Source organism: Actinoplanes sp. NPDC051405 (assembly GCF_055586185.1).
Window position 1 is genome coordinate 165,221 of sequence record NZ_JBVJIR010000016.1, and the last position, 25,459, is coordinate 190,679.

A 25,459-nucleotide genomic window follows, 5' to 3' on the forward strand; every position below is an offset into this window, starting at 1 on the left:
ACAGGACCACAGATCGACACCTGAGGGAGGCGGCGGAATGCCGTGGAGTTGGCGGTACGAGGGCGTCGACGGACAGCCGGTGGCCGGCCCGACCGAGACGTTCAGCAGCCAGGCCGACGCCGAGTCGTGGATCGGCCAGGCGTGGCGTGAGCTGGCGGCCGCCGGGGTCACCCAGGTCACCCTGGTCGAGGACGACCGGGTGGACTACAAGATGAGTCTGTTGCCGGCCGAGTGAGTTACCAGGTCTCGCGGAGCGCCCCGAAGAGCGCCTTCGTTCCCAGCCCGGTCTTCGTCGGGATCCTGGCGGTGACGGTGGTGGCCGGCTGGATGGCGTGGACCGGCTACGGCAACGTCCGGGTCGACGTCTTCCTGCTGATCGTGTCCGGCTGGGTGCTGTCGCTCTGCCTGCACGAGTACGCACACGCGATCGTCGCGTACTTCGCCGGCGACCGGGGCGTCGCCGATCGGGGCTACCTGCGGCTGAACCCGTTGAAGTACACGCACCCGGTGCTGTCCATCGTGCTGCCGCTGGTCGCGGTGGTGCTCGGCGGCATCGGCCTGCCCGGCGGGGCGGTGTGGGTGGACCACGCGCACATCCGCAGCAAGGTCAAGGAGTCGCTGATCAGCGCGGCCGGCCCGGCCACCAACGTGGTGTTCGCGCTGATCCTGGCCGTGCCGTTCCTGTTCGGTGCGGGCGACGACGTCGTGCTGCTCAGCGACGGCTCCGGCGGCTGGACCATCGGCGGCAGCCACGGTGACTTCTGGGTGGCCCTGGCCGCGCTGGCCTTCCTGCAGGTCACGGCCAGCCTGCTGAATCTGCTGCCGGTGCCCGGCCTGGACGGCGGCAACATCGTCCAGCCCTGGCTCAGCCCGCCCTACCAGCGCGCATACAACCTCTTCGCGCCGTACGGCTTCATCTTGCTCTTCGTCCTGCTCTGGCAGTCGAAGATCAACGTCTGGTTCTTCACGCTGGTGAGCTGGCTCGCCGGGCTCATCGGGGTACCGGACAGCATGGGCGAGATCGGCCTGGCCTACATGCGTTTCTGGCAGTCGCTCTGAGGCTCGCCCGGCGCCCCCGCACGGGACGCCGGGCGACGCGGATCAGGGACGCTTCGCGGGGCTGACCGTCTTGGCCGGGTCCCGCTCGGTGACCGGCGAGAGCACGTCGTCGATCGCCTTCATCAGGTCGCTGTCGAGCTTCACGCCCGACGCCTTGGCGTTGTCGTGGACCTGCTCGGGCCGGGACGCGCCGATGATCGCCGCCGACACGTTGTCGTTCTGCAGCACCCAGGCCACCGCGAGCTGCGCCAGCGACAGGCCGGCCTGCTCGGCGAGCGGCTTGAGCTGCTGCACCGCGGTCAGCACCTCGTCGCTCATCCAGCGCGAGATGAACTCGGCGCCGGACTTGTCGTCGGTGGCCCGGGAGCCCGCCGGCGGCTGCTTGCCCGGCTCGTACTTGCCGGTCAGCACGCCCTGCGCGATCGGTGAGAAGACCACCTGGCCGATGCCGAGCTCGATCGAGGTGGGCACCACCTCGGCCTCGATGACCCGCCACAGCGCGGAATACTGCGGCTGGTTCGACACCAGCTGGATCTTCAGATCCTGGGCCAGCTCCCAGCCGGCGCGGATCTCCGTCGCGGTCCATTCCGAGACCCCGATGTAGAGGGCCTTGCCGGAGTGCACGATGTCGGCGAACGCCTGCATCGTCTCCTCGAGCGGCGTCGTGTAGTCGTAGCGGTGCGCCTGGTACAGGTCGACGTAGTCCACCTGGAGGCGGCGCAGCGAGCCGTTGATCGACTCCATGATGTGCTTGCGGGACAGGCTGCGGTCGTTCGGGCCGGGGCCGGTCGGCCAGTAGACCTTGGTGAAGATCTCCAGGCCCTCGCGGCGCTCACCCTTGAGCGCGCGGCCCAGCACCTCCTCCGCGCGGGTGCCGGCGTACACGTCGGCGGTGTCGAACGTGGTGATACCCACGTCGAGGGCGGCCCGCACGCACGCGGCGGCGGCCTCCTCCTCGACCTGGGAGCCGTGGGTGATCCAGTTGCCGTACGCGATCTCGCTGATGAGTAGGCCGGAACGGCCGAGGTGACGGAACTCCATGCCTGGGACCCTACCGGCCCCTTACAGAACCGGCCGGGTACCGGAGAGCAGCCGCTCTATCTCGTCCACCACATCCGCGAGCCGGGCCCGGGTCACCTCGAGCACCGGATCGCCGTCGCGGTCCAGCGCACCCCACCGCCCGTCCCGGTCCCCGACGATGAACGCCATCGGATGGATGAGCAGCCGGGCGTGCACCGGCGCGACCCGCAACTGCCCGGTCCGGTCGACCACCCCGAGCCGGTCCCCGGCATCGATTACGGCCAGCCCGTCGCCGGTGAAACCCTCGACGGGTCCGGCGGCGGTCAACTCGGTCGCGAACCGCTGATACTTGAGCTGGACCACGATCCGTCCGTGCTGGTCTACGGCACCCCACCCGCCGCGGCGCACCACAGCCAGCCCGTGCCGGAACGGCCGCACATCCTCGAACCCGCCGGGCACGATGACCCGGTTGTGCCAGTCGACGGCGAACCAGCCGCCGGCCGGATCCCGCGAAACCCAGGCCAGCCCGTCGGCGAACCGGCTGACCTGCACATAACCGCTGGACGGGTCGATGACCAGGGCGCCGGTCTCATCGATCAGTTCCCAGGCGGCGGTGCCGGGACGGCGTACCCACGCGACGCCCTCGTGGAACGGCTGGGCCTCGGCGTAACGCTCGGGGATGACGACTTCGCCGTTGCTGTCGGCGTACCCCTGCCACCCGGAGTCGTAGTCCAGAGCCGGATGCGGCGGCTCACTCCGCTGAAGAATCTCCTCGCGCGAGCGCGGATAAGGCCCCCACCCGGTCTCCCGGACCCGGTCCATGACCGCGTCGAGCGCGGCCTCGGTCCGAGCGACCAGCTCGGGATCCTCGACCCGCCGCAGCTCCAGCGCGGCCTCGAAATGGTTGCAGGCCTCGAGGAACCGGCCCTGCTCGTAGCCGGACTTGCCCGCCTGGACGTGCAGCTCGGCCCGGAGCCGATCGGGCAGCTCGACGGAATTGGCCTCCTCGAACAACCGGTCGGCCTCGGCAAAATCCCCCTGCCACTGCTGCACGTGAGCGAGCCGGGCCTGCGCGAGCGCGATCAGCCGCAGCTCACCGGTGGCCTCGGCATGCCGCAGCCCCTCCCGCGCATCGGCGAGAGCCCAGCCGAGATCACCGAGCACCCGCGACGCGACAGCCCGCAGCCCGAGCAGGCCGGCGCGGACGGTGTCACGCTCGGCGTACTCCAGCCGGTCGGTGAGCCGATCCCGCACGGCCAGGAGCGGCTCCGGGTCATCGACGGTCTCCCGCAGGGTGACCGGATCAACCTTCCACGGGTACGCGGCCAGAATCTGCTCCGGGTCGGCGCGGCGACGCTCGGGCCGGGGGTCGGCCGGCGCGCTGGGCATTCCGGTACGCGGGGGAGCGGGTTGCCTCCGCTGGGGTTCGGCTTCTGCGTGCTCGGCTTCTGCGTGCTCGGCTTCTGCCTGCTCGGGTTCGGCTGGTTGCGGTTCGGCGTTCGTGGTTTCGGCGTCTTCCGCGGACGTTGCGTTGACTGGTTCCGTGGTCGCCGGCTCGGGTTCGACCAGCTCTGCCTTTACCGGGTCGGTCCGGACCGGCTCCGGGGTGGTGATCTCCGCGTGGATCGGGTCGGTCTGTGTCGCTTCGGCCCGGTCCGGGTCGACCAGCTCGGCATCGACCGTCTCGGCGTCGGGGAGGGCGGCTTGCTCAGCCTGATCCGCCGACGGCTCTCCTTGGACCGGCGAGGTTTCCGCGTGGTCGGTCTGGATCGGCTCGGCGTCGCTCGGGGCGGTGTCGAGCAGTTCGGCGTCGACCAGTTCCGCGTCGATCGGCTGCGCGTCGGCGAGCTCCGCCTCGACGACCAGCTCTGGGTCGGTCGGTTCCGGGTCGACCAGCTCCGCATCGACGACGTCCGTGTCGACCAGTTCTGGGTCGGCCAGCTCCGCGTCGACGACTTCTGGACCGGCCAGGTCCTCGTCAACCAGTTCCGCGTCAACCGGCTCTGAGTCAACCGGCTCTGAGTCAACCGGCTCTGAGTCGACTGGCTCTGAGTCAACCGGCTCTGAGTCGACTGGCTCCGGGTCGGCCAGTTCTGGGTCGGCCAGTTCTGGGTCGGCCAGTTCTGGGTCGGCCAGTTCTGGGTCGGCCAGTTCTGGGTCGGCCAAGTCTGGGTCGGCCAGTTCCGGACCGGCCAGTTCCGGGTCGGTCGGCCGGGATTCCGCCTGCTTCGCGGCTTCGGGCTGCGGGTCGGCCGGCTCGAAGTCGGTCCACTCCGCGTCGACCGGTTCGGAGACCGCGGGCACCACGACGACCGGCTCCGCGTCGGCCGGTTCGACGATGGTCGGCTCCGCGTCGACCGATTCGACGGCGACCGATTCGACGGCGGCCGGTTCCGCGTCGGTCGGTGCCGCTTCGGCCGTTTCGACGGCGGTCGGTTCGACGGCGGCTGGGACTGTCGCGTTGGGTTCGTCGCTGGCGAGGGCTGGGTCTTCGGCGAGGTCTCGTTGCTCCGGCTGCGGATCGTCGGCCTCGACCGTGGCCGGCTCCGGCAGGTCAGGGCCGGTGGACTCGCGATCGGCGACATCGGCATCCACCGTGTCAGGCGCCGCGGTGATTGGCGCTGTAGCGTCGGGCGCTGCTGTGCGGGTGGCGCCCGTGTCGTCGGCCGGCGTGTCGGCGGACGGGTGCGCCTCTGCCGACGCCTCGTCCTCCGGGATGACCTCCGCGGACTTCGGCCTGACCATGCGGGTCTCGGTGGTGGGCGAGAACCAGTCCTGCTTGACGGCGGCCCCACTGGTCGGCAGCGAACTGACCGGCGCGGCGCTGACGGGGCCACCGCTGACCGGTCCGCTGCTGATCGGACCACCACTGACCGGCGTGCCGGCAATCGAGCTGCCGCTGACCGGAACGCCGCTGATCGGGGCGGTGGTCGCGAGAGCAGTGTCGGGCGGGCTGTTGTCGATCGTCGCGCCGCTGACCTCGTCGTTGGCGGTGGTATCTGGAGGTTGGATGACGAGATCGGTCGGATCCGGGGCGGCAGGTTCCGGTTCCGGGGTGACCGCGCCGAGGCCGCTCATCGACAACAACCAGCCCAGACCGTGCGGTTCCTCCGCGCCGGCTTCCTCTTCGGCAACCGGGCTGGGCTGAGCCGACACGGGCGTGACCGCGGTGTCTTCTGGGCTCGGCGCCGTCTGCGTAGCCGCGTCATGCCCCGCGAAGGGCGGGATCGGCCGGGTGACTTCCGGATCGACTGCGGCAGAACCGCCCACAGCACGCTGAACCGTCGAACCGGTGGACTCAACCGGCGCCGACTGCTGCGGTGCCTCCTCGGACCGAGCGGGAACGCCATAAGGAGGCCGCAGCGCCTGCCGCTGGTCGACCGGCGGGGTGGACACCGGCGCCGGCGGCGGCGTGCCGTGCCGTGGCTGAGGCTGGTAGGGCTGGGTCGGCGGAGCCGGACGATAGTGCGCGGGCTGCGCGGGCTGCGCGGACGTGGGCCGAACAGCGGGCGGCGCCTGCTGCGGCCCAGCGGCCGGACTCGCCACGGCAGGCGGGCCGGCGTAAGCGGCAGGCGCCCAAGACTCAGGCGCGGGCCGGCCTTGCTGCTCGGGCCGCCCGGCCTGAACCGGCGGCACGGCAGCCGGCGGTGCGGAGTGCACCGGCGGTGCGGAGTGCACCGGCGGTGCGGAGTGCACCGGCGGTGCGGAGTGCACGGGTGGTGCGGAGTGCACGGGTGGTGCGGAGTGCACGGGTGGTGCGGAGTGGATGGGTGGTGCGGAGTGCACGAGTGGCGCTGAGTGGATGGGTGGCGCTGAGTGGACGGGCGGCGCCGGGGATGCGGGGTGCACGGGCGGTGTTGCGAAACCTGCGGGCCCGGAAGGCCCCGGCATCGCCGAGGGCGTGGACTGCGCGGGCGGCGCGGAGTGCACCGGCGGCCCAGTATGCCCAGGCGGCGTCGCGAAGGCCGCGGGCGCGGAATGCCCCGGCATCGCCGAGGGCGTGGACTGCACAGGCGGCGCGGAGTGCACAGGCGGCGCGGAGTGCACAGGCGGCGCGGAGTGCACAGGCGGCGCCGCATAGGCGGCAGGCGCGGCAGGTGTCTGCGTGGCCGGCGGCGGCCCGTAGGCAGCCGTCCGCCGCTGCTGAGCCTCCGCCGGCGGCACTGCCCGCATCGGCGCCGGGAAGCGCGGATCAGTCGGCGGCTCCGCACTGTGAGCCGCACGCCGAGCCGCAGGCGGCGCCGACCGAGGCGCCACCGACCGCGATTCACCCTGCTCAGCGCGCGGCCCCAGCGGCGTAGCAGGCCGCGGATCAACCGGCGAAGCCCAGGTCGGATCAGGCGCCACCGGCCGCGGGGCCGGATAGGGCGCCACCGGCGTAGTGGCAACCGGCCCCTGATAGGGCGGCGTGTCATGACTCACGGGCCGCGCCGGCTGGCCGTAGACCCGGTCGTCCCCGGGCCGGGCGGCCGGTTCCTGGGCGGGCCGCGACGGCGACTGCGAGGCCGGACCGATCCGGTACGGAACGTAAGCATCCCCGCTCGGCCGCGCCTCGGGTCCGGAACGTTGCGCCGGACGTGCCTGACCGCCGGGGAAGTCCTGCGGCGTGGCGGGACGACGCGGCTCCACCGGCCGATGCTCAGACTCGGCTCGCGCACCGGCCGACCGCGAGTCGTAAGACCGCCCGTCCGGGAACCGGGTGTCCGCAGCAAAACGGTTGTCCGCAGCCTGCTGACCTTGCTGGAACCGCGGATCCACCCGACGAGAATCAGGCGGCGACTGCCGAGAATCAGGGGAAGGTGGACCCTGACGACCCTGCGGAGCCTGCCCCGCGGACTGCGGCCGTTCCGCGGACGGCCGCTGATGCCGCCGCTCCTGCTCCGGCAGCCGATCCGGCAACGGCACCGGCCTGTTCCACGACGGCCCCTGCTGCTGCGACGGCCCCTGCTGCTGCGGCGGTGGCGCTGCTCCCGCCACGTACGGTGTCCGGCCCGCCGGTGCGGCGTACCCCTGCTGTTCCTCCGGCCCGGTCCACGACGGTGGCGGCTGCGGCGGGCGGCCGACCGTCGCGCGGCCGGCCGCCGGTGACACCGGGCGGGCCGTCGACGGGCCGCCCGATGATGGCGCCGGTGGGCCGGAGGCCTGGGCGATCGCCCGGAAGTCGGCGTCCCAGGCCGAGGCCGCTTCCGCTGCTCGGGAGGCGTCGTAGACGGGGTGGTGCACGGCCCGGCGGCGGCCCGGGTCGCCCGGGTAGCGCTGGCCGGGCAGGGGTTCCCATTCCCAGGTGATCTCGTACACCCAGGCGGGTTCGTCGTCCCAGCGGTCCGCGCCGGAGTGGGAGCTCCAACCGTTCATCGGGCAGCCCTCTGGGCGGCCGATGGCTGGTTACGCTCCGTCACGACGATTATCCACCTTGTCGGAAATAGCTCGGTGGCAGGGCGGTGCACCGGGTACAGTCGCCCGGCTCCGCTGCGGGGGTTTGTGGAAGGAGATTAACGGCGTGGACCGGCTCGACGCCAGGGTGCCTCAGATCTCTCCGCACCGGCCGTTCCGGGACACTCTCGCTACTTCCGGTGCTCTCGCATGGTCAGGTTTCCGGAGGTACGCCACCTACCGGCAGGCGACGATAGCCGGGGCGTTCACCAACACCGTCTTCGGGTTCCTCCGCTGTTACGTGCTGCTCGCCGTGGCCGCGGGTGCGGTCGGTGGCCGGCCCGCCGGCTATGACGCCGCGCAGCTGACCACTTTCGTGTGGGTGGGACAGGGGTTGCTCAGCGTAGTCGCGCTCTGGGGGTGGACGGAACTGGCCGACCGGATCCGCAGCGGTGACGTGACGGCCGATCTGCTGCGGCCCGTGCATCCGGTGCTCAGCTATCTGGCGCCGGACCTGGGCCGGGCCCTGCACGCGTTGCTCTTCCGGTTCGTGCCGCCGGTTGTCGTCGGCCTGATCTTCTTCGATCTGTATCTGCCCGGCCGCCTGTTCACCGTGCCGCTGTTCGCGGTGTCCGTGCTGCTCGCGGTGGTCGGCAGCATGGGCATGCGGTTCCTGGTCAACGCGACCGCGTACTGGCTGCACGACGCGCGCGGGCCGCTGGTGCTGTGGACGCTGGCCGCCGGGGTGCTGGCCGGGCTCTACTTCCCGCTGCGTTTCCTGCCCGACTGGCTGGCCGTGACGCTGTGGGTGGCCACGCCGTTCCCCGGCTTCCTGCAGACGCCGCTGGACGTGCTGGTCGAGCGGGATCCCACGCCGGTGCAGGTCGCCCTGGTCGTGCTGCAGGCCTGCTGGGCGGCGGTGCTGCTGGCGCTCTGCGCGCTGGTGCAGCGCCGCGCCGAGCGCCGGCTGGTGGCTCAGGGTGGCTGAGCTGCGGGCGTACGCCGCGCTGCTGGGTGGGCAGTGGCGGTCGATGATGGCGTACCGGGCGTCCTTCGTGGTCGAGATGATCACCAACATCGGGGGTACGGCGCTCGACGTCATCGCCGTCCTGGTGATCTTCCGCGCCACCCCGACCATCGCCGGTTTCACCCTCACCGAGGCCATCCTCATGGTGAGCCTGTCCTCGTGCGCCTTCAACCTGGCCGACTTCGTGGTCGGCAACATCGACCGGCTCACCACGTACGTGCGGACCGGGATGATGGACGCCGTCCTGCTCCGGCCGTTGAGCGCCTTGGGCCAGCTCGTCTTCATGGACCTGCCGCTGCGCAAGGCCCTGCGCGTCGCGCTGGCTGTCGTCGTGTTCCTGGTGGCCCTGCGGCTCAACGACATCGACTGGACGCCGGCCCGGGTGGCGCTGGCGTTGCTGGTGCCGGTGGCCGGGGCGGTGTTCTTCGGCGCGATCTTCGTGCTCAGCGCCAGCCTGGCGTTCTGGTGGGTGGACTCGGGGCAGCTCGGCAACGCGTTCACCTACGGCGGGCGGGACTTCACCTCGTATCCGGTGCCGGTCTATGCGGGCTGGTTCCGGGCCGTCTTCGCGTACGGCCTGGGTTTCGGGTTTGTGGCCTACCAGCCGGCGCTGGCGCTGCTGGGCCGCACCGACCCGCTCGGTCTGCCGGGCTGGACGGGTTACGTGTCATCGCTGGTCGCGCTGGTCGCGGCGGGCATCGCCGCGCTGGTCTGGCGGTCCGGCATCCGGCACTACCGCAGCACCGGATCATGAGGGGAAGATCGTGACCGTCATCCGGATGGACGGCCTGCGCAAGGACTTCACGGTACGGGTCCGCGCCGGCCGCCTGCGCCGCACGAAACGCACGGTGGCCGCGGTCGACGGCATCGACCTGCGGATCGAGCGCGGCGAGATGGTCGGCTACATCGGCCCGAACGGCGCCGGCAAGTCCACCACGCTGAAGATGCTGACCGGCGTGCTGACCCCGTCGGCCGGGACCGTGTCGGTGTGCGGGCTGACGCCGGTGCCGCAACGCACCCGGCTGGCCCTGCGCATCGGGGTGGTCTTCGGGCAGCGTTCGCAGCTGTGGTGGGATCTGCCGCTGCGCGAGTCGTTCAGCCTGCTGCGCCACATCTACCGGGTGCCGGCGCCCGAGCATGCCGCCCGGCTGCGGCGCTGCGTCGGCCTGCTGGACCTGGACGGCTTCCTGGACACCCCGGTACGGCAGCTGTCGCTCGGCCAGCGCATGCGCGGGGAACTCACCGCGGCGCTGCTGCACGGGCCCGAGGTGCTGTTCCTCGACGAGCCCACGATCGGCCTGGACGTGGTGAGCAAGCAGGCGGTGCGATCGTTCCTGGCCGAGCTGGGGGCCACCGGCGACGTCACTCTGGTGCTGACCACGCACGACCTGGCCGACATCGAGCGGCTCTGCCGGCGGCTGGTGGTGATCGACCACGGCCGGGTGGTGCACGACGGGACGATCGAGGCCCTGCACAACCGGTACGGGTCCCGCCGCCGCCTGGTCGTGGACCTCGACGCGCCGTTGCCGCCCGGCTTCACGGTCGACGGCGCCACGCTCGTCTCCGTCGAGGCCGACCGGCACCGCGCGTCGTTCGACCTGCTCTCGGACGAGGCCGGACCGGTGGTGGCCCGGCTGGCGGCGCTGTCGTCGCTGCGGGACATGTCCCTGGTCGAGCCGGACATCGAGGACGTGGTCGCCCGCCTGTACGCGTCCTAGCGGTGCTCCATCACCAGCACCGCCCACGTCCCGGGCTCGAGGGCCTGGTAGCTGTGCGGGATGTCGCCGGGAAAGGTCACGTAGTCGCCGGGACCGAGGTCGAGCTCCTCCCGTTCCGGCCCGACCCGTAGCCGGCCCGCCGCGACGACCAGGTGCTCGATGCTGCCGGGCAGGTGCGCGTCGGCCTGCCGGGAGCCGCCCGGCTCCAGCTCCATGACGTAGATGTCACGCCGCGCGTGGGCGCTGCCGGCGGCGAGCAGGGTCGCGAAGAAGTCGGCGTGGTCGGACTGCAGCCGAGGTCCCTCGCCGGCCCGTACCACCCGGATCAGCGGGGTGGGCGGCTCGACCAGCCGGCTGAACGGCACGCCGAGCGCCACCCCGAGCGACCAGAGGGTCTCCACGCTGGGGTTGCCGGTGCCCGACTCGAGCTGGGACAGCGTCGACTTGGCCAGTCCGGCCCGCCGGGCCAGCTCGGCCAGCGAGATGCCGACCCGCTCGCGCTCGCGGCGCAGGGCCGCGGCGATGGTGGCGAGCGGGGGAGCGGGGTGCGACATGTTCACTCCGTCGATCGAGTCGTTCGGTTTGACGAACGCCGGGCGCTTCGTTCATTATTTTGAACTATGCGTACGCCATCGCGAACACCGGACCACGCGCTGCTGCGCGACGCGGCGGCCATCGCGGCGGCGATGATCGCGGTGGGTGCGTCGTTCGGGGCCATCGCGATCGCGTACGGGCTGCCGACCTGGGTCCCGTTCCTGATGTCGACGGCGGTCTTCGCGGGCGGCGCCCAGTTCCTCGCCGTCGGCCTGATCGCCGCGGGCAACCCGATCGCCGCGGTCTTCGCCGGCCTGCTGCTCAACGCCCGCCACCTGCCGTTCGGCCTGGCGGTCTCGGCAACCGTCGGGCCCCGCTGGCGTGACCGGCTCATCGGCAGCCACCTGATGACCGACGAGGTGGTCGCGTTCACGCTGGCCGAGCCGGACCCGGTCCGGCGCCGCCGCACGTACTGGCTGATCGGCGTCACGCTGTTCACGTCGTGGAACGTGGGTACGGCCCTGGGCGTGTGGCTGGGCGGCGCTACGGGCGACCCGGCGACGCTGGGCCTGGACGCGGCCTTCCCGGCCGGCCTCATCGCCCTGATCCTGCCGTCCCTGCGCGACCGCGACACCCGCCTGGTCGCCCTGCTGGGCGCGGCGATGGCGGTGGCCCTGACCCCGGTCCTGCCGGCGGGCCTCCCGGTCCTGTGCGCTCTGCTCGGCCTCGCCGCGTTGTTCCGCCCCCGCCGCCGCCCCGGCCACCCGGCCGACACCGCCGGCGTCCGGCCATCCGGGCCGGCGGGGCAGGAGGCCGAGCCCGGCGGCCGGCCGCGTGAGGCGGCGGGGCAGGAGGCCGAGCCCGGCGTCCGGCCGCGTGAGGCGGCGGGGCAGGAGGCCGAGCCCGGCGTCCGGCCGCGTGAGGCGGCGGGGCAGGAGGCCGAGACGGGCGTCCGGCCGCGTGAGGCGGTGGGGCCGCAGGCCGAGACGGGCGTCCGGCCGCGAGGGACGGTGGCGCAGGAGGCCGAGACCGGCGTCCAGCCGCGAAGGAAAGCTGAACGCAGCGCGCCGGCCGGACCCGAGGGTGAGCGGCACGCGGAGTCCGAGGAGGCGTCATGCTGATCGCGGCGATTCTGACCCTGGCCGTGGGCACCTACACGATGCGGCTGGCCGGCGTGCTGCTGCGCGACCGCCTCGAGCTCTCCGACCAGCTCCAGCGCCTGCTCCCGATGGCCGCGGCAGCGCTGCTGGCGGCCCTGGCGACCACCGCCGCGCTGATGGAGGGGACGGGCTTCGCCGGCATCGCCCGCCCGGCCGGCGTGGTGGTCGGCGCCCTGCTGGCCTGGCGCCGGGCACCGTTCGTCGTGGTCGTCCTGGCCGCGGCCGCTACCGCGGCCTTGCTCCGGCTGGCCGGCATCGAGTAACCCGGCGCGGGTTTCTCCGAGCACGGACCTGGCAGGGTGAGGGTGGCCGCTCATGAGCCGCCAGGCGATTGGTCACTCTCGCCCGGTCTCGGCGGGAGCGACGGTCAGCACCATGCAACCAGGCACGACATCCAGTTCCTGATCTTGACCTTGATCTGGATGATCAGACTTTGTCGCCCAGCTCCACCTGAGGCTTCGGGACGCGCATGCGGCGGAAGGTCAGCCCGCGCATGATCCCGTAGAGGTAGAGCGACCCGATCCGCTGCGTCGTGTCCGGGAAGCGCTCCGAGACCAGCTTCTTCACCTTGCGGGCGATCAGCACGCTGTCGACGAGCACCGCGATCGCCAGGATCGCCCAGAGCAGGTTCGCCCCGATCTGGACCACCGGGGGCATCGCGCCCGTCGAGCCGATGAAGACGATGATCGCGCCGGCGAAGAACCAGGTGCCGGCCGTGCGCTTGGCGTCGACGATGTTACGGACCAGGGCGCGTTCCGGGCCGCGGTCGCGGGCCAGCAGATAGCGCTCGTCGCCGGCGCGCATGCCCGCCGACGCCTCGGCCCGCTCGACCTTCTGACGCTCGCGCATCTGCTTGTAGGCCTCGCGCCGGTTGGCCGGGGCCTGCGCCGTGTCGTGCCGGCGCTGCGCGTTGGTGCGCTTCGGCGTCGCGACGCCGAGCTCCTTCTTCGAGGGCGTGTAGGCCTTGGGCTTGGGCGCGGCCGACTGCCCGGCTTCGTCGGTCACCGTGGCGGTGGCGTCGGAGACGAGGTCGGGGGACTTTCGGCGAAACAGCGAGGACACCCCCGCAGCGTAGCCAAGAGCCCCCACAAACCCGAAACCGGGGGGGGGGGGGGGGGGGGGGGGGGGGGGGGAGGGGGGGGGGGGGGGGGGGGGGGGGGGGGAGGAGGGGGGGAGGGGGGGGGGGGGGGGGGGTTCGGCGGGGGTGGCTTTTCGGAGAAACGGTGGGGACCCCCCCGCAGGGGAGAAAAGACCCCCAAAAAACCCAAACCCCCCCCCCCCCACCCCCCCCCCGGTTTCCGAAAAGGCAGATCAGATGCGTTCGACCAGCGCGCCGAGGGCGGCCAGCTTGCCCTCGAAGTCCTCGTAGCCGCGGTTGATCAGGTCGACGCCGTACACCCGGGAGGTGCCCTCGGCGGCCAGCGCGGCGATCAGGTGGCTGAAGCCGGCCCGCAGGTCGGGGATGACCAGGTCGGCCGCGTGCAGCTTGCTGGGGCCGGCGATGACCGCGGAGTGCTTGAAGTTGCGCCGGCCGAAGCGGCACGGGGTGCCGCCGAGACAGTCGCGGTAGACCTGGATGGTCGCGCCCATCGTGTTCAGCGCCTCGGTGTAGCCCAGCCGCTGCTCGTAGACCGTCTCGTGCATGATCGACAGGCCGCGGGCCTGGGTCAGGGCCACCACCAGGGGCTGCTGCCAGTCGGTCATGAAGCCGGGGTGCACGTCGGTCTCCAGCGCCACGGCGTTGAGCTCGCCGCCCGGGTGCCAGAACCGGATGCCGCCCTCGACGCCGGTCACGCCGGTGCGCCCGACCCGGGCGTCGGTGATCTCGAACTCGCCGCCGATCGAGCGGAAGACGTTGAGGAACGTCATCATGTCGGCCTGCTGCGCGCCCAGCACCTCGATCTCGCCGCGGGTCGCGAGCGCGGCGGCGGCCCAGCTCGCGGCCTCGATCCGGTCCGGGATCGGCTTGTGGTTGTAACCGTGCAGGCGGGGCACGCCGAGGATCTCGATGACCCGGTCGGTGTGCACGGTGATGATCGCGCCCATCTTCTGCAGCACGCAGATCAGGTCCATGATCTCCGGCTCGATGGCCGCGTTGCGCAGCTCGGTCACGCCCTCGGCGCGCACCGCCGTGAGCAGCACCTGCTCGGTGGCGCCCACGCTCGGGTACGGTAGCTCCAGCTTCGTGCCGTGCAGTCCGTTGGGCGCCGTCAGGTGCATGCCCTCGGGCGTCTTGTCGACGACCGCGCCGAACTGCCGCAGCGCCTGGATGTGGAAGTCGATCGGCCGGGGCCCGATGTGGCAGCCGCCCAGGTCCGGGATGAACGCGTGCCCGAGCCGGTGCAGCAGCGGCCCGCAGAACAGGATCGGGATCCGGCTCGACCCGGCGTGCACGTTGATCTCGTCGCTGCTGGCGCTCTCCACGTTGGTGGGGTCCATGACGAGCTCGCCGTCGTCGGCGCCGTCGGTGACCTTCACACCGTGCAGGCCGAGCAGGCCGCGGACGACCTCCACGTCGCGGATGCGCGGCACGTCGAAGAGCCGGCTCGGCGACTCGCCCAGCAGGGCGGCCACCATGGCCTTGGAAACCAGGTTCTTGGCGCCACGGACCCGGATCTGTCCGTGCAGCGGCGTACCGCCGTGTACGGCCAGGACGTCGTCGGTCAACGCAACCTCCAGAGGCGGGCGCGTCAGCGCGCCCGGATGCGAACAGGGGTGCAGCCGACGGGGGGACCGGGCGGCTGCCGCCCGGGCAGCATAGCCCTGCGTGACCAGAGCAGAAATCATCACAACGCCCAAGGCGGCACGAATTGCTGATGATTAAGGCAACAAAAAGGTGCAACCGTGCGGACGGCTCATCGGCGATTACCGAGGGTGAGGTTTTACGGCAGTGCCAGCATCTGATCGAGGGCCACCCGCGCGTACTTCGCGGTGTCCTCATCGACGGTGATGCGGTTGGGCACGCGGCCCGCCACGAGCTCCTCGAGCGCCCACACGAGGTGCGGCAGATCGATGCGGTTCATGGTCGAGCAGTAGCAGACCGTCCGGTCCAGGAAGGTGATGTGCTTGTCCGGGTGGGCCAGGGCCATGCGGCGGACCAGGTTGAGCTCGGTGCCGACCGCCCAGGCCGACCCGGCGGGTGCCGCGTCCAGGGCCCGGATGATGTATTCGGTCGAGCCGACCTCATCGGCCGCGCGGACCACCTCGTGCTTGCACTCCGGGTGGACGAGCACACGCACGCCGGGCACCCGCTCGCGGACCTCGCGCACGCTGTCGATGGTGAACCGGCCGTGCACCGAGCAGTGCCCGCGCCAGAGGATCATCTTGGCGTCGCGCAGCTGCTCGGGGGTGAGGCCGCCGTTCGGCTTGTGCGGGTCGTAGAGCACGCAGTCGTCGAGGTCGAAGCCCATCTCCAGCACCGCCGTGTTGCGGCCGAGGTGTTGGTCGGGCAGGAAGAAGACCTTCGGGCTGCCTTTAGTCCGGTTAAGGGCGGTGGTGGGGCGGTTGGACGGGCCTTGTTCGAACGCCCAGTCCAGGGCCCGCTTGGCGTTGGACGAGGTGCAGACCACGCCGTTGTTGCGCCCGACGAAGCCCTTGATGTCGGCCGAGCTGTTCATGTACGTCACCGGGACGACATCGCCGGCGATACCGAGGTCGGTGAACTGCTCCCAGGCGGTCTCCACCTGGCCCAGCACGGCCATGTCGGCCATCGAGCAGCCGGCGGCCAGGTCGGGCAGGATCACCTGCTGGGACGGGCCGGTCAGGATGTCCGCGCTCTCGGCCATGAAGTGCACGCCGCAGAAGACGATGAACTCGGCGTCGGGGCGGGCCGCCGCCTCGCGGGCGAGCTTGAACGAGTCGCCGGTGACATCGGCGAACTGGATGACCTCGTCACGCTGGTAGTGGTGGCCCAGCACGAACACCCGGTCCCCGAGCGCGGCCTTGGCGGCCGTGGCCCGGGCGACGAGGTCGGGGTCGCTGGGCGCCGGCAGATCGCCGGGGCAGTCCACGCCGCGCTCGCTGGCGGGATCGGTGCCACGGCCGAGCAGCAGCAGGGCCGTGGCGGTGTTCGCAGGTTCGGTCCAGGTCGACGTCACGAGATCCATGTTTCCACAAGGTTGCCGTGCCGTCGGCCGGCGAAGGAGTGTCCTAGGGCACTCAGGGGGAACTCAGCGGCGGCGGCCCTGGAACTTGGTCGCGAGCCGGCGGAGCTTCTCCTGGTTCTCCGGCTTGGCCAGCTGACGCTGACCCTGCTGGACGATCTTCTGCCCCTTCGGGCTGCGCAGGAACATCTGCAGTCGCTGCATGAGAGTGGCCATGCAACCGAGCGTGACACCCCAACCTGTGTGAAGCCTGTACTTTCTCCCCGTGCGCGTATTGATCTGCCCCGACAAGTTCGCCGGCACGCTGACCGCCTCCGAGGTCGCCACCGCGGTGGCCGAGGGCTGGCACGAGACCGCCCCGGACGACGAGACGGTGCTGCGCCCGCTGTCCGACGGCGGTCCCGGCTTCGTCGAGGTGCTGGGCACCGCGCTCGCCGGCCGCCGGCTCCCGGTCGACACCGTCGACCCGCTGGGTCGCCCGGCCCGCGGCGAGGTGCTGCTGGTCGGTGACACGGCCTACGTGGAGAGCGCCCAGGCCTGCGGCCTGCACCTGCTCAGCAAGGAGGAGCGGGACGTCAACGCCGCTACCTCGTACGGGCTGGGCCTGCTGCTCGCCGCCGCGGTGGAGGCCGGCGCCGCCGAGGTGGTCGTCGGGCTCGGCGGTTCCGCGGTCAACGACGCCGGCGCCGGGATGCTGGCCGCGCTGGGTGCCGGCCCGGTCGACGTGAGCGGCTACGCCCTGCCGTACGGGGGTGCGCCGCTGATCACCGCGACCGCCCTCCCCGGTGAGCCGCAGCTGCGCCAGGTGCGCCTCGTGGCGGCCACCGACGTCGACAACCCGCTGGTCGGCCTGCACGGCGCCAGCAACGTCTACGGCCCGCAGAAGGGCGCCACCCGCGAGGACGTGCTGCGGCTGGACGCGGCGCTGGACCACTTCGCCGGCGTGCTGGAGCAGGCGTTCGGCGTCGAGAATCTGCGCATCCTGCCCGGTGGCGGCGCGGCCGGGGGGATCGGCGCCGCCCTGCTCGCCCTCGGCGGCCGGGTCGTCTCCGGGATCGGCCTGGTCACCGGCCTGATCAAGCTGGAGGAGCAGCTCGACGTGGCGGACCTGGTGATCACCGGTGAGGGCTCGTTCGACCACCAGTCCCTGCGTGGCAAGGTCGCCGCCGGCATCGCCAACGGCGCCCGCGACCGGGGCCTGCCCTGCGTGGTCATCGCCGGGCGCAACGAGACCGGTCACCGCGAGGCGGCCAGTGCCGGGGTCACCGAGACGTACGCCCTGATCGAGCACTTCGGCTCCGAGGAGCAGGCCCTCGCCGAGCCGGCCCGGGGCCTGCGCGAGGTCGCCGCCGGGCTCGCCCGGCAGTGGAGCAGATGACCAGGTGTTCGACATCTCGGCCCCAGCGATTGGGAATAAGCCCGGACAGCGTTAGCGTTGGCCGGTACGGCACATCACCGGACCGGCAGGAGAACCGCAACGTGACCACTGAAGCGCACACCGAGTCGACCGAGGCCACCACGGCCGCGCCGACCGGCGTCATTTTGACCGACGTCGCGGCCGCCAACGTCAAGCGTCTCATCGCGCAGGAAGGTCGCGATGACCTGCGCCTGCGCATCGCCGTGCAGCCCGGTGGCTGCTCCGGCCTGCGCTACCAGCTCTTCTTCGACGAGCGCTCGCTGGACGGTGACATCGTGGCGGAGTTCGACGGTGTCGAGGTCGTCGTCGACCGGATGAGCTCGCCGTACCTGGCGGGTGCCACGATCGACTTCGCGGACCGCATCGACGCCCAGGGCTTCACCATCGACAACCCGAACGCGCAGAACTCCTGCGCCTGCGGCGACTCGTTCCACTGATCCGTACCGCCGAGGGCCGTTCCCGTGATCGGGAGCGGCCCTCGACCATGTCCATCAGATGACGCCCGGGTGTCGCCCGGGCCGACGGCCGGTAGGCTCAGCCGGTAATCGCACCCGACCTCGAGGGCCGACATGAAGATCGCCGTTACCGGCTCGATCGCCACCGACCACCTGATGCACTTCCCCGGCAAGTTCGCCGAGCAGCTGATCGCCGACCAGCTGCACAAGGTCTCGCTCTCGTTCCTGGTCGACGACCTGGTCGTGCGGCGCGGCGGCGTGGCGTCGAACATCGCCTACGGCATGGGCAAGCTCGGCCTGCGTCCGATCCTGGTGGGTGCGGTCGGTGCCGACTTCGCCGACTACCGGTCCTGGCTCGAGCGGCACGGGGTCGACTGCGACTCGGTGCACGTCAGCGAGGTGGCCCACACGGCCCGCTTCGTCTGCACCACCGACGACGACCTGAACCAGATCGCCTCGTTCTACGCCGGCGCGATGAGCGAGGCCCGCAACATCGAGCTGGCCCCGGTCGCCGCCCGCGTCGGCGGCCTCGACCTGGTGCTGGTCAGCGCCAACGACCCGGCCGCGATGATCCGCCACTCGCAGGAGTGCCGGGCCCGTGGCTTCGCGTTCGCCGCCGACCCCTCACAGCAGCTCGCCCGGATGGACGGCAGCGACGTGCTGACGCTGATCACCGGCGCCGAATACCTGCTGACCAACGAGTACGAGCGCTCGCTGCTGGAGACCAAGGCCGGCCTCACCGGCGAGCAGGTCCTCGAGCAGGTCAAGATCCGGGTCACCACGCTGGGCAAGGACGGCGTGGAGATCACCGGCCACGGCCTGGAGCGGATCCACGTGCCGGTGGCTCGCGACGTCATCCCGGACGACCCGACCGGCGTCGGCGACGGCTTCCGGGCCGGCTTCTTCGCCGCCCTGGGCTGGGGCGTCGGCCTCGAGCGGGCCGCGCAGGTGGGCTCGCTGGTCGCCGCGCTCGTGCTCGAGACGGTCGGCCCGCAGGAGTACGACGTCAAGGCCGACTTCTTCCTCAAGCGCCTCGCCGACTCCTACGGTGACCAGGCCGCGGCTGACGTCCTGCCGCACCTGCCCGCCACGGCCTGACAGAGATGGTGCTAGCCGTCTTCGCCGGCCTGCCGGGCGTGGGCAAGAGCACGCTCGCCGAGCGGGTGGGGGCGGTGCTGCCGGCCGCTGTGCTGGCGGTCGACACCGTCGACTTCACCATGCGGGCGTACGACGTCACCGAGCCCCGGCCCGGCTATGCCGCGTACGGGGTGGTGGCGGCGCTCGCGGAGGCCCAGCTCCGGATGGGTCACCACGTGATCATCGACGCGGTGAACCCGGTGAAGGCGGCCCGCCAGCACTGGGTCGAGCTCGCCGAACGCCTCGACGTCCCGCTGCGGGTCGTCGAGGTGGTCTGCGGCGACGACGCCGAGCACCGCCGCCGGGTCGAGAGCCGCTTCGCCGCGCGCGCCCACGACGGCATCCCGGACTGGGTGCGAGTCCTGGAACGCCAGGCCGAGTACGAGCCGTACCTGGGCCCGCGGCTGGTTGTGGACACGTTCCTGGCCGAGGAGCCGGTGGGCCCGGTCGTCGACTACCTGAGCCTGCGCACCTCGTAGACGTCCGTCGCCGGGCTGCCCAGATACTCCTGGGCCTTCATCCGGCACCAGGCCGGGATGTCGTTGGCCGCTGCCGGGTCGTCCGCCAGCACCCGTACGACCTCGCCGACCGCCACCGTGGGCAGCCGTTTCGCCAGGTCGATGATCGGCAGTGGGCAGCGCCGGCCCCGCGAGTCCACCTCGATCACATCCCCGCCTCCGCCCGGAGCCCGGCGACCACCCCGGGCAGGACCGCCAGGAAGCGGTCCACCTCATCCTCGGTGGTCCCGCGGTGCAGCGACACCCGGACGTTGCCGTGGCTGAGCACGCCCATCGCCTCCAGCACGTGACTGGGCCGCAGCGTCGAGGCGGTGCACGACGAGCCCGAGGAGACGGCGAAGCCGTGCCGGTCCAGCGCGTGCAGCAGGGCCTCGCCGTCGACGTACAGGCAGGAGAAGGTGACCAGGTGCGGCAGCCGCTGCACCGGATCGCCGACCACCTCGACGTCGGGCACGGTGGCCGCGACGGTCGCCCGGATCCGCTCCACCAGGGCGGTGAGCCGCACGGCCTCGGTCTGCGCCTCGGCCAGCACGGCCCGCAGCGAGGCCGCGGCCGCGACGACGGCCGGCAGATCTAGCGCGCCGACCGGCCGCGGCCGGTGACGATCATCACCCGGGTACGGCGACAGCCACCGCACCCCCTTGCGCACCACCAGCACACCCACCCCCGGCGGACCGCCCCACTTGTGCGCGCTGGCCGTCAGCAGTGACCAGCCCGGTGGCACCGGCACCCGCCCGATCGACTGCGCGGCGTCCACGAACAGCGGCACGCCGTGCTCCGCGCAGGCCTCCGCGGCGGCGGCCACCGGCTGCACGGTGCCGACCTCGTGACTGGCGCTGATCAGGCTCGCGAGGGCCACTCCGGGGGCGCCGACCGTCGCGCGCCAGGCGTCCAGATCGAGCCGGCCGGCCAGGTCGACCCCGACCGGCACCGCCTCGCCGGCCTGGGCCGCGGCGTGCAGGACGGCCGAGTGCTCGATCGCCGAGTGGACCAGCGTCCGGCCGGCCCGCGCCCGCCCGGCTAGTCCGCCCAGGACAGCGGCGTGCACCGCGGCCGTACCCGAGGACTGGAAGGACACCTCGTCCTGCCGTACCCCCAGGGAGTCGGCGACGCTGCCCTGCGCCGCCTCACGCAGCTGCTGGGCCCGCCGGCCGGCGGCGTAGAGGCGGTCCGGATCGGCCCAGCCGTCCGCCAGGGCAGCCAGCAGTGCCTGCCGCGCGACGGGATGCGGGGGAGCGGCGCTGGCCGCGTCCAGGTAGGCGGGCGCACCGGCGGGATCGGCCATGAATTCCACCCTCCGAACGGTATCGTCCACATGATCAGTCGTTTCGCGGGTACGCCGAAGATCCGACCCCCGGTCAGCGGGTGGCAGGGCCAGGTCGAGTAGTGTGCGACCGTCGGTGACACCTTGCCGCCGGTGTCCGGATTTCGCACCGGGCGGTGCTCTAGGGAGGCAGGAGCAGGTGGTCTCAAGGAGTTCGGTCGCACGGCCGCGTGTCGTACGGCTCGCCGGGCTCGGTGTCGGTGGTGCCATGCTGCTGGCCCTGCTGTCGGGCTGTTCCGTGGACAGCGTCGGAAGCGCCTTCGGCGGGTTCGGCTGGCCCGAGCACGGCATCAGTCTTCAGGCCCACAAGATGTACGACCTGTGGATCGCGTCGACGATCGCGGCACTGGTCGTCGGGTTCTTCGTCTGGGGCCTGATCTTCTGGTGCATCATCCGGTACCGCAAGCGTGGCGACAATCTGCCCGTGCAGACCCGGTTCAACATGCCGCTCGAGGTTCTGTACACGGTGACCCCGGTGCTGATCGTCGCGGTGCTCTTCTACTACACGGCGATCGTGCAGACCGACGTGGACAAGATGTCCCGGAACCCGGACATGACCGTCGAGGTCGTGGCGTTCAAGTGGAACTGGCAGTTCAACTACCGCGACGCACCCGGCGCGGAGGCGAAGACGGTCGCGTCCAACCTCGGCTCGAGCGACGTCATCCCGCTGCTGGTCCTGCCCACGGGCAAGAAGATCCGCTTCGAGGAGACCAGCCGCGACGTCATCCACTCGTTCTGGGTGCCGGAGATGCTCTTCAAGCGTGACGTGTTCCCGGGCAACGTGCGCAACTCCTTCGAGGTGACCCTCGACCGTGAGGGCCGCTACGTCGGTCGCTGCGCCGAGCTCTGCGGGACGTACCACGCCTTCATGCAGTTCGAGCTGGTGGTCGTCTCCCCGGAGAAGTTCGACCAGTTCCTCGCCGCCAAGGAGGCCGGCGGTTCCACCCAGGACGCGATGGGTGCGATCGGCTTCACCGGCGACGAGCGCTTCGCCGTCACCACGCAGCCATTCGACACCCGCCGGACCGGACAGTCCTGGAACCAGTCCGGCAACACCGCGGCGGGGAAGTAGGGACCAGAGTTGAAGACCGAATACAAGATCTTCGCCGGCGTTGCCGTCTTCCTGTTCGGCGCGGCCGCCGTCTACGGTGCCTACACCTACGGCGAGGTGGGCAACCTCGAGTGGATCGGCTTCGTCGCCCTGATCCTCTCCGGCCTGCTCTGCTCGATGTGCGGTGGCTTCTTCTGGTTCGTGGCCCGGCGCATCGACCTGCGCCCGGAGGACCGCGAGGACGGCGAGATCGCCGAGGGCGCCGGCGAGGTCGGCTTCTTCAGCCCGGGCAGCTACTGGCCGTTCGGCCTGGCCCTGGCGGCGTCGACCGCCGGCCTGGGCCTGGTGTTCTGGCAGTGGTGGCTGGTCGCCCTGGGCATGATCCTGGTGATCTTCGCGTCGTGCGGCCTGCTGTTCGAGTACTACTCGGGCACCCGGCACCCCGCCGAGCACTGACCTCGTACGCAGCAACGTTCAGAAGGCCCGCATCCCCTCGGGGGTGCGGGCCTTCTGCTTGCCTGTGCCGCCCGCGCCGGGGCGCGGGGTCAGGTGGGTGTGGGTCAGGCGGCCCGGCGCTGCTGGGGGGCGACTCGGGACCCGCCCGCGGACAACAGCACGCGGAAGGTGACCGGGGCGACGATCTCCGCCGCGCCGCAGCGCGTGCAGAGCAGCTCGGGGCACTCCTCGGCATGGCCGTCGACGCAGGGTGGCGTCTCGAACGGCATCTCGGTGTCGCAGATGACGCAGCGCAGTTCTCGATCTCGCACGGGTGGCTCCTCTTCGCCGGAAGGTGGAATTACCCGAATGTCCTTCGAACGTTGTCACGGGCCGCGACGCGGGTCAGGAACCCGGCCCGGCGTGTCAGGAAAATATTGGCCGGTCACCGGCCCGCTCCGCGACCTCAGACGGTCTCGGCGGCCTTGGCCGACTTCGCGGCCCCGACCCAGCGGTCGAGCAGCGCCGTGGCCGCCCCCGAATCGACCGTCTCCGCGGCCCGGGCGATCCCGGCGCGCATCGTGTCGGCGAACGTGCCGGGGAACCGCGCGTGGGCCGCGAACGCCGCCGCCGCGTTGAGCAGGACGGCGTCGCGGACCGGGCCCTTCTCGCCGGCGAACGTGCGCACCGCCGCGTCGGCGTTGAACGCCGCGTCGCCGCCGCGCAGATCACCCGGGTTGCTGCGGGGCAGTCCGAAGTCGACCGCGTCCACCACGGACTCGGTCACCGTGCCGTCCTTGACCGTCCAGACCCGGGTCGGCGCCGCCGTGGTGAACTCGTCCAGGCCGTCCTCGCCGCGCATGACCAGCGCGGAGTCGCCACGGCGGGCGAAGACCTCGGCCATCACCGGGGCCATCCGCTGGTCGAAGCAGCCGACCGCCGCCGCGCGGGGCCGGGCCGGGTTGGTCAGCGGGCCCAGCACGTTGAAGAACGTCGGGTGGCCCAGCTCGCGGCGGGTCACGGCGGCGTGCCGCATGCCGGGGTGGTAGCGGGCGGCGAAGCAGAAGCCGATCCCGGCCTCGGCGACCGTGCGCTTGACCCCCTCCGGGCCCAGGTCCAGCGGGATGCCGAAGAACTCCAGCAGGTCCGCCGTGCCGCAGGCGGACGAGGCCGCGCGGTTGCCGTGCTTGACGACCGTGACCCCGGCCGCGGCCGTGATGATCGCGGCCATCGTGGAGATGTTGACCGTGTGGGCCCGGTCGCCGCCGGTGCCCACCACGTCGACGGCGTCCGCGCGGACGTCCTCAGGCAGCTCGATCACCGTGGCGTTGGCCAGCATGGCCTCGACCAGCCCGGCCAGCTCGCCGGGAGTCTCACCCTTGGCCCGCAGCGCCACCGCGAACCCGGCGACCTGCACCGGGGTGGCGTTGCCGGCCATGATCTCGCCCATGGCCCAGGCGGTGTCCTGCGCCGAGAGCTCCTCGGAGCGCAGCAGGGCACTCAGCAGGTTGGGCCAGGTCGGTGCTCCCATGCGGGGCACTCCTTCGGGGGGAGGGAGGGAGGCCGGCTCGCCTTCAGTCCGGTCAAGGGTGGCGGTGGGGTGGTTCGACGGGGGTTCAGCCCAGCTTGCCCATGGTGCCCAGCGGGATCACGCCGTTGCGGCGGCCGCGGAGCATGGCGGCGATGGTCTGACCGGTGGTCACCGGGTCGAGCGGGTGCACCAGCGTCGCGTCGACCTGGGCGAACGCGGCCAGCCAGCGGTCGGCGGCGCGGGCGATCACCACGCAGGTGGGCGGCGGGTCGGCGTACTCGTCCTTGGTCTGGCGGGCGATGCCCAGACCGCCGGCCGGGGCCGCCTCGCCGTCGAGGACCATCAGGTCGATCTCGTAGTCGTCCAGCAGGATCCGGCACTCCTCCCAGGTGGAGGCGTCGACGAACTCCACGGAGAGGTCGGCGGCGGGGCGGACGCCGATCGCCAGCCTGATCCGGTCCCGGACCGCTGGGTCGTCGCTGTACAGCAGGACGGTGTACTTGTCCGGCTGCGGCTTGCTGTCGTCGCTCATGTGTGCCCCGGTTCCCACGCTCGTAGGTGCCCGCTGATCGTACCGAACCGGTCAGCGGGCGTCCGGCTGTGGTCGTACCGTCGGGGCCGGGTCTGTGATCTTGGTCGCCGCCGCCGTGCCCGCGCCGGCCGGCTCGTCCGGCACCGCGCCGGCGCGGCGCTGGTCCTCGGCCTCCGCGCGGTCCAGGGCCCGGTCTATCCGCTTGGCCTCGCGCTCGGACTGCTTGATCCACTGCAGCACCAGGATGCCCAGCATCGTGACGCTGACGATCTCGCCGCCGGCCCACAGGATGCCGCCGGCCACCACCTGGTCGTTCCACGGATTCGACCAGTCCAGGCCCAGGCCCGGGTACCAGTCGCCGCCGAGCAGGGTCTTGCTCTGCATGATGGTCAGCCCCAGCACCGTGTGGAACGGCACGGACAGCACCATGAGCAGCGCCCGGGCCGGGTACGGCCAGCGGTTGGGCAGCGGGTCCAGGCCGAGCAGCGGCCAGAAGAACAGGCAGCCGGTGACGATGAAGTGCACGTGGATGAACTCGTGCAGCCAGGCGTGCTCGAGGGTGGCCCGGTAGAGCCCGGTGAAGTAGAGGACGAACGGGTTGGCCACGAAGATCCCGAACGCGACCAGCGGGAACGTCAGCACCCGGGCGGCCCCGCTGTGCAGCACCGCCAGCAGCACCTTGCGGTTGGCCGCGGGCAGCGTGCGCAGCGCCAGCGTCACCGGGGCGCCGAGGGCCAGGAAGATCGGGCCCACCATGGACAGCACCATGTGCTGCACCATGTGCACGCTCAGCAGCGTTGTGTCGTACGCCTCAAGGCCGGTGACGGTGACCGCGGCGATCGAGCCCAGCCCGCCGGCCAGGAAGGCCACCGTGCGGCCCCGCGGCCAGTGGTCACCGCGCTGCCGCAGGCGGTGCACGCCGTAGAGGTAGACCGCCCCGGCGATGACCAGGAAGAGCGCGAGCAGGCTGGTCAGCCGGATCTGGGTGAAGATCTCGGCGACGCTGAACGGCGGCGGCGCAGTATCCCCCGAGGCCGCCGCGAGCGTGGGCATTTCGACTGGCTG

General features: G+C 71.8%; 26 protein-coding genes. 13 read left to right on the plus strand and 13 right to left on the minus strand.

Going from position 1 to position 25,459, the window contains the following annotated elements:
* Nucleotides 1-37: 37 nt before the first annotated feature.
* Nucleotides 38-235, plus strand: coding sequence for a hypothetical protein (locus ACZ6S4_RS31220; RefSeq protein ID WP_023359740.1), 198 nt, complete (start codon nt 38-40; stop codon nt 233-235).
* Entirely contained in the window at nt 232-1,059 is an 828-nt protein-coding gene (locus ACZ6S4_RS31225; RefSeq protein WP_465478341.1) for a site-2 protease family protein, read from the plus strand. The genes ACZ6S4_RS31220 and ACZ6S4_RS31225 overlap by 4 nt, the downstream gene beginning before the upstream one ends.
* A gap of 42 nt (nt 1,060-1,101) precedes the next feature.
* On the opposite strand, the gene ACZ6S4_RS31230 is transcribed toward ACZ6S4_RS31225, so the two are convergent.
* Together ACZ6S4_RS31230 and ACZ6S4_RS31235 are read right to left on the minus strand one after the other, a co-directional pair.
* Nucleotides 1,102-2,100 carry an aldo/keto reductase family protein gene (locus tag ACZ6S4_RS31230; protein WP_360548254.1) on the minus strand — a complete coding sequence of 333 codons (999 nt, stop codon included), beginning with the start codon at nt 2,098-2,100 and terminating at the stop codon, nt 1,102-1,104.
* Nucleotides 2,101-2,121: 21 nt separating this feature from the next.
* The gene (locus ACZ6S4_RS31235; RefSeq protein WP_465478342.1) at nt 2,122-5,235 is read right to left on the minus strand and encodes a WG repeat-containing protein; all 3,114 of its coding nucleotides are present in this window, start codon (nt 5,233-5,235) and stop codon (nt 2,122-2,124) included.
* Between the two features lie 2,374 nt (nt 5,236-7,609).
* Here ACZ6S4_RS31235 and ACZ6S4_RS31240 point away from each other — a divergent pair.
* The 3 genes from ACZ6S4_RS31240 to ACZ6S4_RS31250 are packed head-to-tail and all read left to right on the plus strand — an operon-like array spanning nt 7,610 to nt 10,197.
* The gene (locus ACZ6S4_RS31240; RefSeq protein ID WP_465478432.1) at nt 7,610-8,440 is read left to right on the plus strand and encodes an ABC transporter permease; all 831 of its coding nucleotides are present in this window, start codon (nt 7,610-7,612) and stop codon (nt 8,438-8,440) included.
* Entirely contained in the window at nt 8,433-9,233 is an 801-nt protein-coding gene (locus ACZ6S4_RS31245; protein ID WP_465478343.1) for an ABC transporter permease, read from the plus strand. The genes ACZ6S4_RS31240 and ACZ6S4_RS31245 overlap by 8 nt, the downstream gene beginning before the upstream one ends.
* Before the next feature lie 10 nt (nt 9,234-9,243).
* Nucleotides 9,244-10,197 carry an ABC transporter ATP-binding protein gene (locus ACZ6S4_RS31250; RefSeq protein WP_465478344.1) on the plus strand — a complete coding sequence of 318 codons (954 nt, stop codon included), beginning with the start codon at nt 9,244-9,246 and terminating at the stop codon, nt 10,195-10,197.
* Here the strand turns inward: ACZ6S4_RS31250 and ACZ6S4_RS31255 are convergent.
* The gene (locus ACZ6S4_RS31255; protein WP_465478345.1) at nt 10,194-10,751 is read right to left on the minus strand and encodes a helix-turn-helix domain-containing protein; all 558 of its coding nucleotides are present in this window, start codon (nt 10,749-10,751) and stop codon (nt 10,194-10,196) included. The genes ACZ6S4_RS31250 and ACZ6S4_RS31255 overlap by 4 nt on opposite strands.
* Nucleotides 10,752-10,817: 66 nt before the next feature.
* Between ACZ6S4_RS31255 and ACZ6S4_RS31260 the strand changes: the two genes are divergently transcribed.
* Both ACZ6S4_RS31260 and ACZ6S4_RS31265 read left to right on the plus strand, forming a co-directional pair.
* Complete coding sequence (locus ACZ6S4_RS31260; RefSeq protein WP_465478346.1) at nt 10,818-11,852, plus strand: AzlC family ABC transporter permease; 1,035 nt, start codon at nt 10,818-10,820, stop codon at nt 11,850-11,852.
* Nucleotides 11,846-12,154, plus strand: a complete 309-nt coding sequence (locus ACZ6S4_RS31265) for an AzlD domain-containing protein (RefSeq protein WP_465478347.1) — start codon at nt 11,846-11,848, stop codon at nt 12,152-12,154. Before ACZ6S4_RS31260 ends, ACZ6S4_RS31265 begins: the two co-directional genes overlap by 7 nt.
* Before the next feature lie 163 nt (nt 12,155-12,317).
* Here ACZ6S4_RS31265 and ACZ6S4_RS31270 read toward each other — a convergent pair whose 3' ends face one another.
* The 4 genes from ACZ6S4_RS31270 to ACZ6S4_RS31285 form a co-directional block, all read right to left on the minus strand.
* Nucleotides 12,318-12,953 carry a DUF3043 domain-containing protein gene (locus ACZ6S4_RS31270; protein ID WP_465478348.1) on the minus strand — a complete coding sequence of 212 codons (636 nt, stop codon included), beginning with the start codon at nt 12,951-12,953 and terminating at the stop codon, nt 12,318-12,320.
* Nucleotides 12,954-13,202: 249 nt separating this feature from the next.
* Nucleotides 13,203-14,558 (minus strand): UDP-N-acetylglucosamine 1-carboxyvinyltransferase, encoded by a 1,356-nt coding sequence (gene murA, locus ACZ6S4_RS31275; protein ID WP_360814493.1) that lies wholly within the window; start codon nt 14,556-14,558, stop codon nt 13,203-13,205.
* 215 nt (nt 14,559-14,773) lie between these two features.
* Nucleotides 14,774-15,988: a quinolinate synthase NadA gene (nadA, locus tag ACZ6S4_RS31280; protein ID WP_465478433.1), complete on the minus strand. Its 1,215-nt coding sequence runs from the start codon at nt 15,986-15,988 to the stop codon at nt 14,774-14,776.
* Between the two features lie 72 nt (nt 15,989-16,060).
* A complete protein-coding gene (locus ACZ6S4_RS31285) occupies nt 16,061-16,210 on the minus strand; it encodes a hypothetical protein (RefSeq protein ID WP_212990411.1) in 150 nt (49 codons plus the stop codon).
* Nucleotides 16,211-16,259: 49 nt separating this feature from the next.
* Between ACZ6S4_RS31285 and ACZ6S4_RS31290 the strand changes: the two genes are divergently transcribed.
* From ACZ6S4_RS31290 to ACZ6S4_RS31305, 4 genes are all read left to right on the plus strand, one after another.
* Entirely contained in the window at nt 16,260-17,372 is a 1,113-nt protein-coding gene (locus ACZ6S4_RS31290; RefSeq protein ID WP_465478349.1) for a glycerate kinase family protein, read from the plus strand.
* Nucleotides 17,373-17,473: 101 nt separating this feature from the next.
* Nucleotides 17,474-17,848: an iron-sulfur cluster insertion protein ErpA gene (gene erpA, locus ACZ6S4_RS31295; RefSeq protein ID WP_360548229.1), complete on the plus strand. Its 375-nt coding sequence runs from the start codon at nt 17,474-17,476 to the stop codon at nt 17,846-17,848.
* A 132-nt stretch (nt 17,849-17,980) separates the two neighbouring features.
* Nucleotides 17,981-18,964 carry a carbohydrate kinase family protein gene (locus ACZ6S4_RS31300; protein WP_465478350.1) on the plus strand — a complete coding sequence of 328 codons (984 nt, stop codon included), beginning with the start codon at nt 17,981-17,983 and terminating at the stop codon, nt 18,962-18,964.
* Nucleotides 18,965-18,969: 5 nt separating this feature from the next.
* Nucleotides 18,970-19,482: a P-loop nucleotide/nucleoside kinase family protein gene (locus tag ACZ6S4_RS31305; protein ID WP_465478351.1), complete on the plus strand. Its 513-nt coding sequence runs from the start codon at nt 18,970-18,972 to the stop codon at nt 19,480-19,482.
* On the opposite strand, the gene ACZ6S4_RS31310 is transcribed toward ACZ6S4_RS31305, so the two are convergent.
* Nucleotides 19,458-19,670 carry a sulfurtransferase TusA family protein gene (locus ACZ6S4_RS31310; protein WP_465478352.1) on the minus strand — a complete coding sequence of 71 codons (213 nt, stop codon included), beginning with the start codon at nt 19,668-19,670 and terminating at the stop codon, nt 19,458-19,460. The two genes, ACZ6S4_RS31305 and ACZ6S4_RS31310, sit on opposite strands and share 25 nt — an antisense overlap.
* Nucleotides 19,667-20,806 carry a cysteine desulfurase family protein gene (locus tag ACZ6S4_RS31315; RefSeq protein WP_465478353.1) on the minus strand — a complete coding sequence of 380 codons (1,140 nt, stop codon included), beginning with the start codon at nt 20,804-20,806 and terminating at the stop codon, nt 19,667-19,669. Before ACZ6S4_RS31315 ends, ACZ6S4_RS31310 begins: the two co-directional genes overlap by 4 nt.
* A 247-nt stretch (nt 20,807-21,053) precedes the next feature.
* Between ACZ6S4_RS31315 and ctaC the strand changes: the two genes are divergently transcribed.
* On the plus strand, nt 21,054-21,917 hold the full coding sequence (ctaC, locus tag ACZ6S4_RS31320) for an aa3-type cytochrome oxidase subunit II (RefSeq protein ID WP_465478434.1): 864 nt from the start codon (nt 21,054-21,056) through the stop codon (nt 21,915-21,917).
* Nucleotides 21,918-21,926: 9 nt separating this feature from the next.
* Nucleotides 21,927-22,352 (plus strand): cytochrome c oxidase subunit 4, encoded by a 426-nt coding sequence (locus ACZ6S4_RS31325; protein ID WP_465478354.1) that lies wholly within the window; start codon nt 21,927-21,929, stop codon nt 22,350-22,352.
* Between the two features lie 104 nt (nt 22,353-22,456).
* On the opposite strand, the gene ACZ6S4_RS31330 is transcribed toward ACZ6S4_RS31325, so the two are convergent.
* The 4 genes from ACZ6S4_RS31330 to ACZ6S4_RS31345 all read right to left on the minus strand — a co-directional run bounded on the left by ACZ6S4_RS31330 (nt 22,457) and on the right by ACZ6S4_RS31345 (nt 25,447).
* Nucleotides 22,457-22,663: a hypothetical protein gene (locus tag ACZ6S4_RS31330; protein WP_451915617.1), complete on the minus strand. Its 207-nt coding sequence runs from the start codon at nt 22,661-22,663 to the stop codon at nt 22,457-22,459.
* 134 nt (nt 22,664-22,797) lie between these two features.
* Nucleotides 22,798-23,862: an anthranilate phosphoribosyltransferase gene (gene trpD / locus ACZ6S4_RS31335; protein WP_465478355.1), complete on the minus strand. Its 1,065-nt coding sequence runs from the start codon at nt 23,860-23,862 to the stop codon at nt 22,798-22,800.
* Nucleotides 23,863-23,947: 85 nt separating this feature from the next.
* A complete protein-coding gene (locus tag ACZ6S4_RS31340; protein ID WP_465478356.1) occupies nt 23,948-24,394 on the minus strand; it encodes a hypothetical protein in 447 nt (148 codons plus the stop codon).
* Nucleotides 24,395-24,445: 51 nt separating this feature from the next.
* On the minus strand, nt 24,446-25,447 hold the full coding sequence (locus ACZ6S4_RS31345) for a cytochrome c oxidase assembly protein (RefSeq protein WP_465478435.1): 1,002 nt from the start codon (nt 25,445-25,447) through the stop codon (nt 24,446-24,448).
* Between the last annotated feature and the right edge of the window lie 12 nt (nt 25,448-25,459).

What these genes read in the sequence shown, in the direction of transcription:
- ACZ6S4_RS31255 (WP_465478345.1), bottom strand. Translation starts at nt 10,751, where the DNA reads ATGTCGCACCCCGCTCCCCCGCTCGCCACCATCGCCGCGGCCCTGCGC.
- ACZ6S4_RS31260 (WP_465478346.1), top strand. Translation starts at nt 10,818, where the DNA reads ATGCGTACGCCATCGCGAACACCGGACCACGCGCTGCTGCGCGACGCG.
- ACZ6S4_RS31345 (WP_465478435.1), bottom strand. Translation starts at nt 25,447, where the DNA reads ATGCCCACGCTCGCGGCGGCCTCGGGGGATACTGCGCCGCCGCCGTTC.
- ACZ6S4_RS31340 (WP_465478356.1), bottom strand. Translation starts at nt 24,394, where the DNA reads ATGAGCGACGACAGCAAGCCGCAGCCGGACAAGTACACCGTCCTGCTG.
- ACZ6S4_RS31300 (WP_465478350.1), top strand. Translation starts at nt 17,981, where the DNA reads ATGAAGATCGCCGTTACCGGCTCGATCGCCACCGACCACCTGATGCAC.
- ACZ6S4_RS31315 (WP_465478353.1), bottom strand. Translation starts at nt 20,806, where the DNA reads ATGGCCGATCCCGCCGGTGCGCCCGCCTACCTGGACGCGGCCAGCGCC.
- ctaC (WP_465478434.1), top strand. Translation starts at nt 21,054, where the DNA reads ATGCTGCTGGCCCTGCTGTCGGGCTGTTCCGTGGACAGCGTCGGAAGC.
- ACZ6S4_RS31230 (WP_360548254.1), bottom strand. Translation starts at nt 2,100, where the DNA reads ATGGAGTTCCGTCACCTCGGCCGTTCCGGCCTACTCATCAGCGAGATC.
- trpD (WP_465478355.1), bottom strand. Translation starts at nt 23,862, where the DNA reads ATGGGAGCACCGACCTGGCCCAACCTGCTGAGTGCCCTGCTGCGCTCC.
- ACZ6S4_RS31305 (WP_465478351.1), top strand. Translation starts at nt 18,970, where the DNA reads ATGGTGCTAGCCGTCTTCGCCGGCCTGCCGGGCGTGGGCAAGAGCACG.
- ACZ6S4_RS31285 (WP_212990411.1), bottom strand. Translation starts at nt 16,210, where the DNA reads ATGGCCACTCTCATGCAGCGACTGCAGATGTTCCTGCGCAGCCCGAAG.
- ACZ6S4_RS31265 (WP_465478347.1), top strand. Translation starts at nt 11,846, where the DNA reads ATGCTGATCGCGGCGATTCTGACCCTGGCCGTGGGCACCTACACGATG.
- ACZ6S4_RS31220 (WP_023359740.1), top strand. Translation starts at nt 38, where the DNA reads ATGCCGTGGAGTTGGCGGTACGAGGGCGTCGACGGACAGCCGGTGGCC.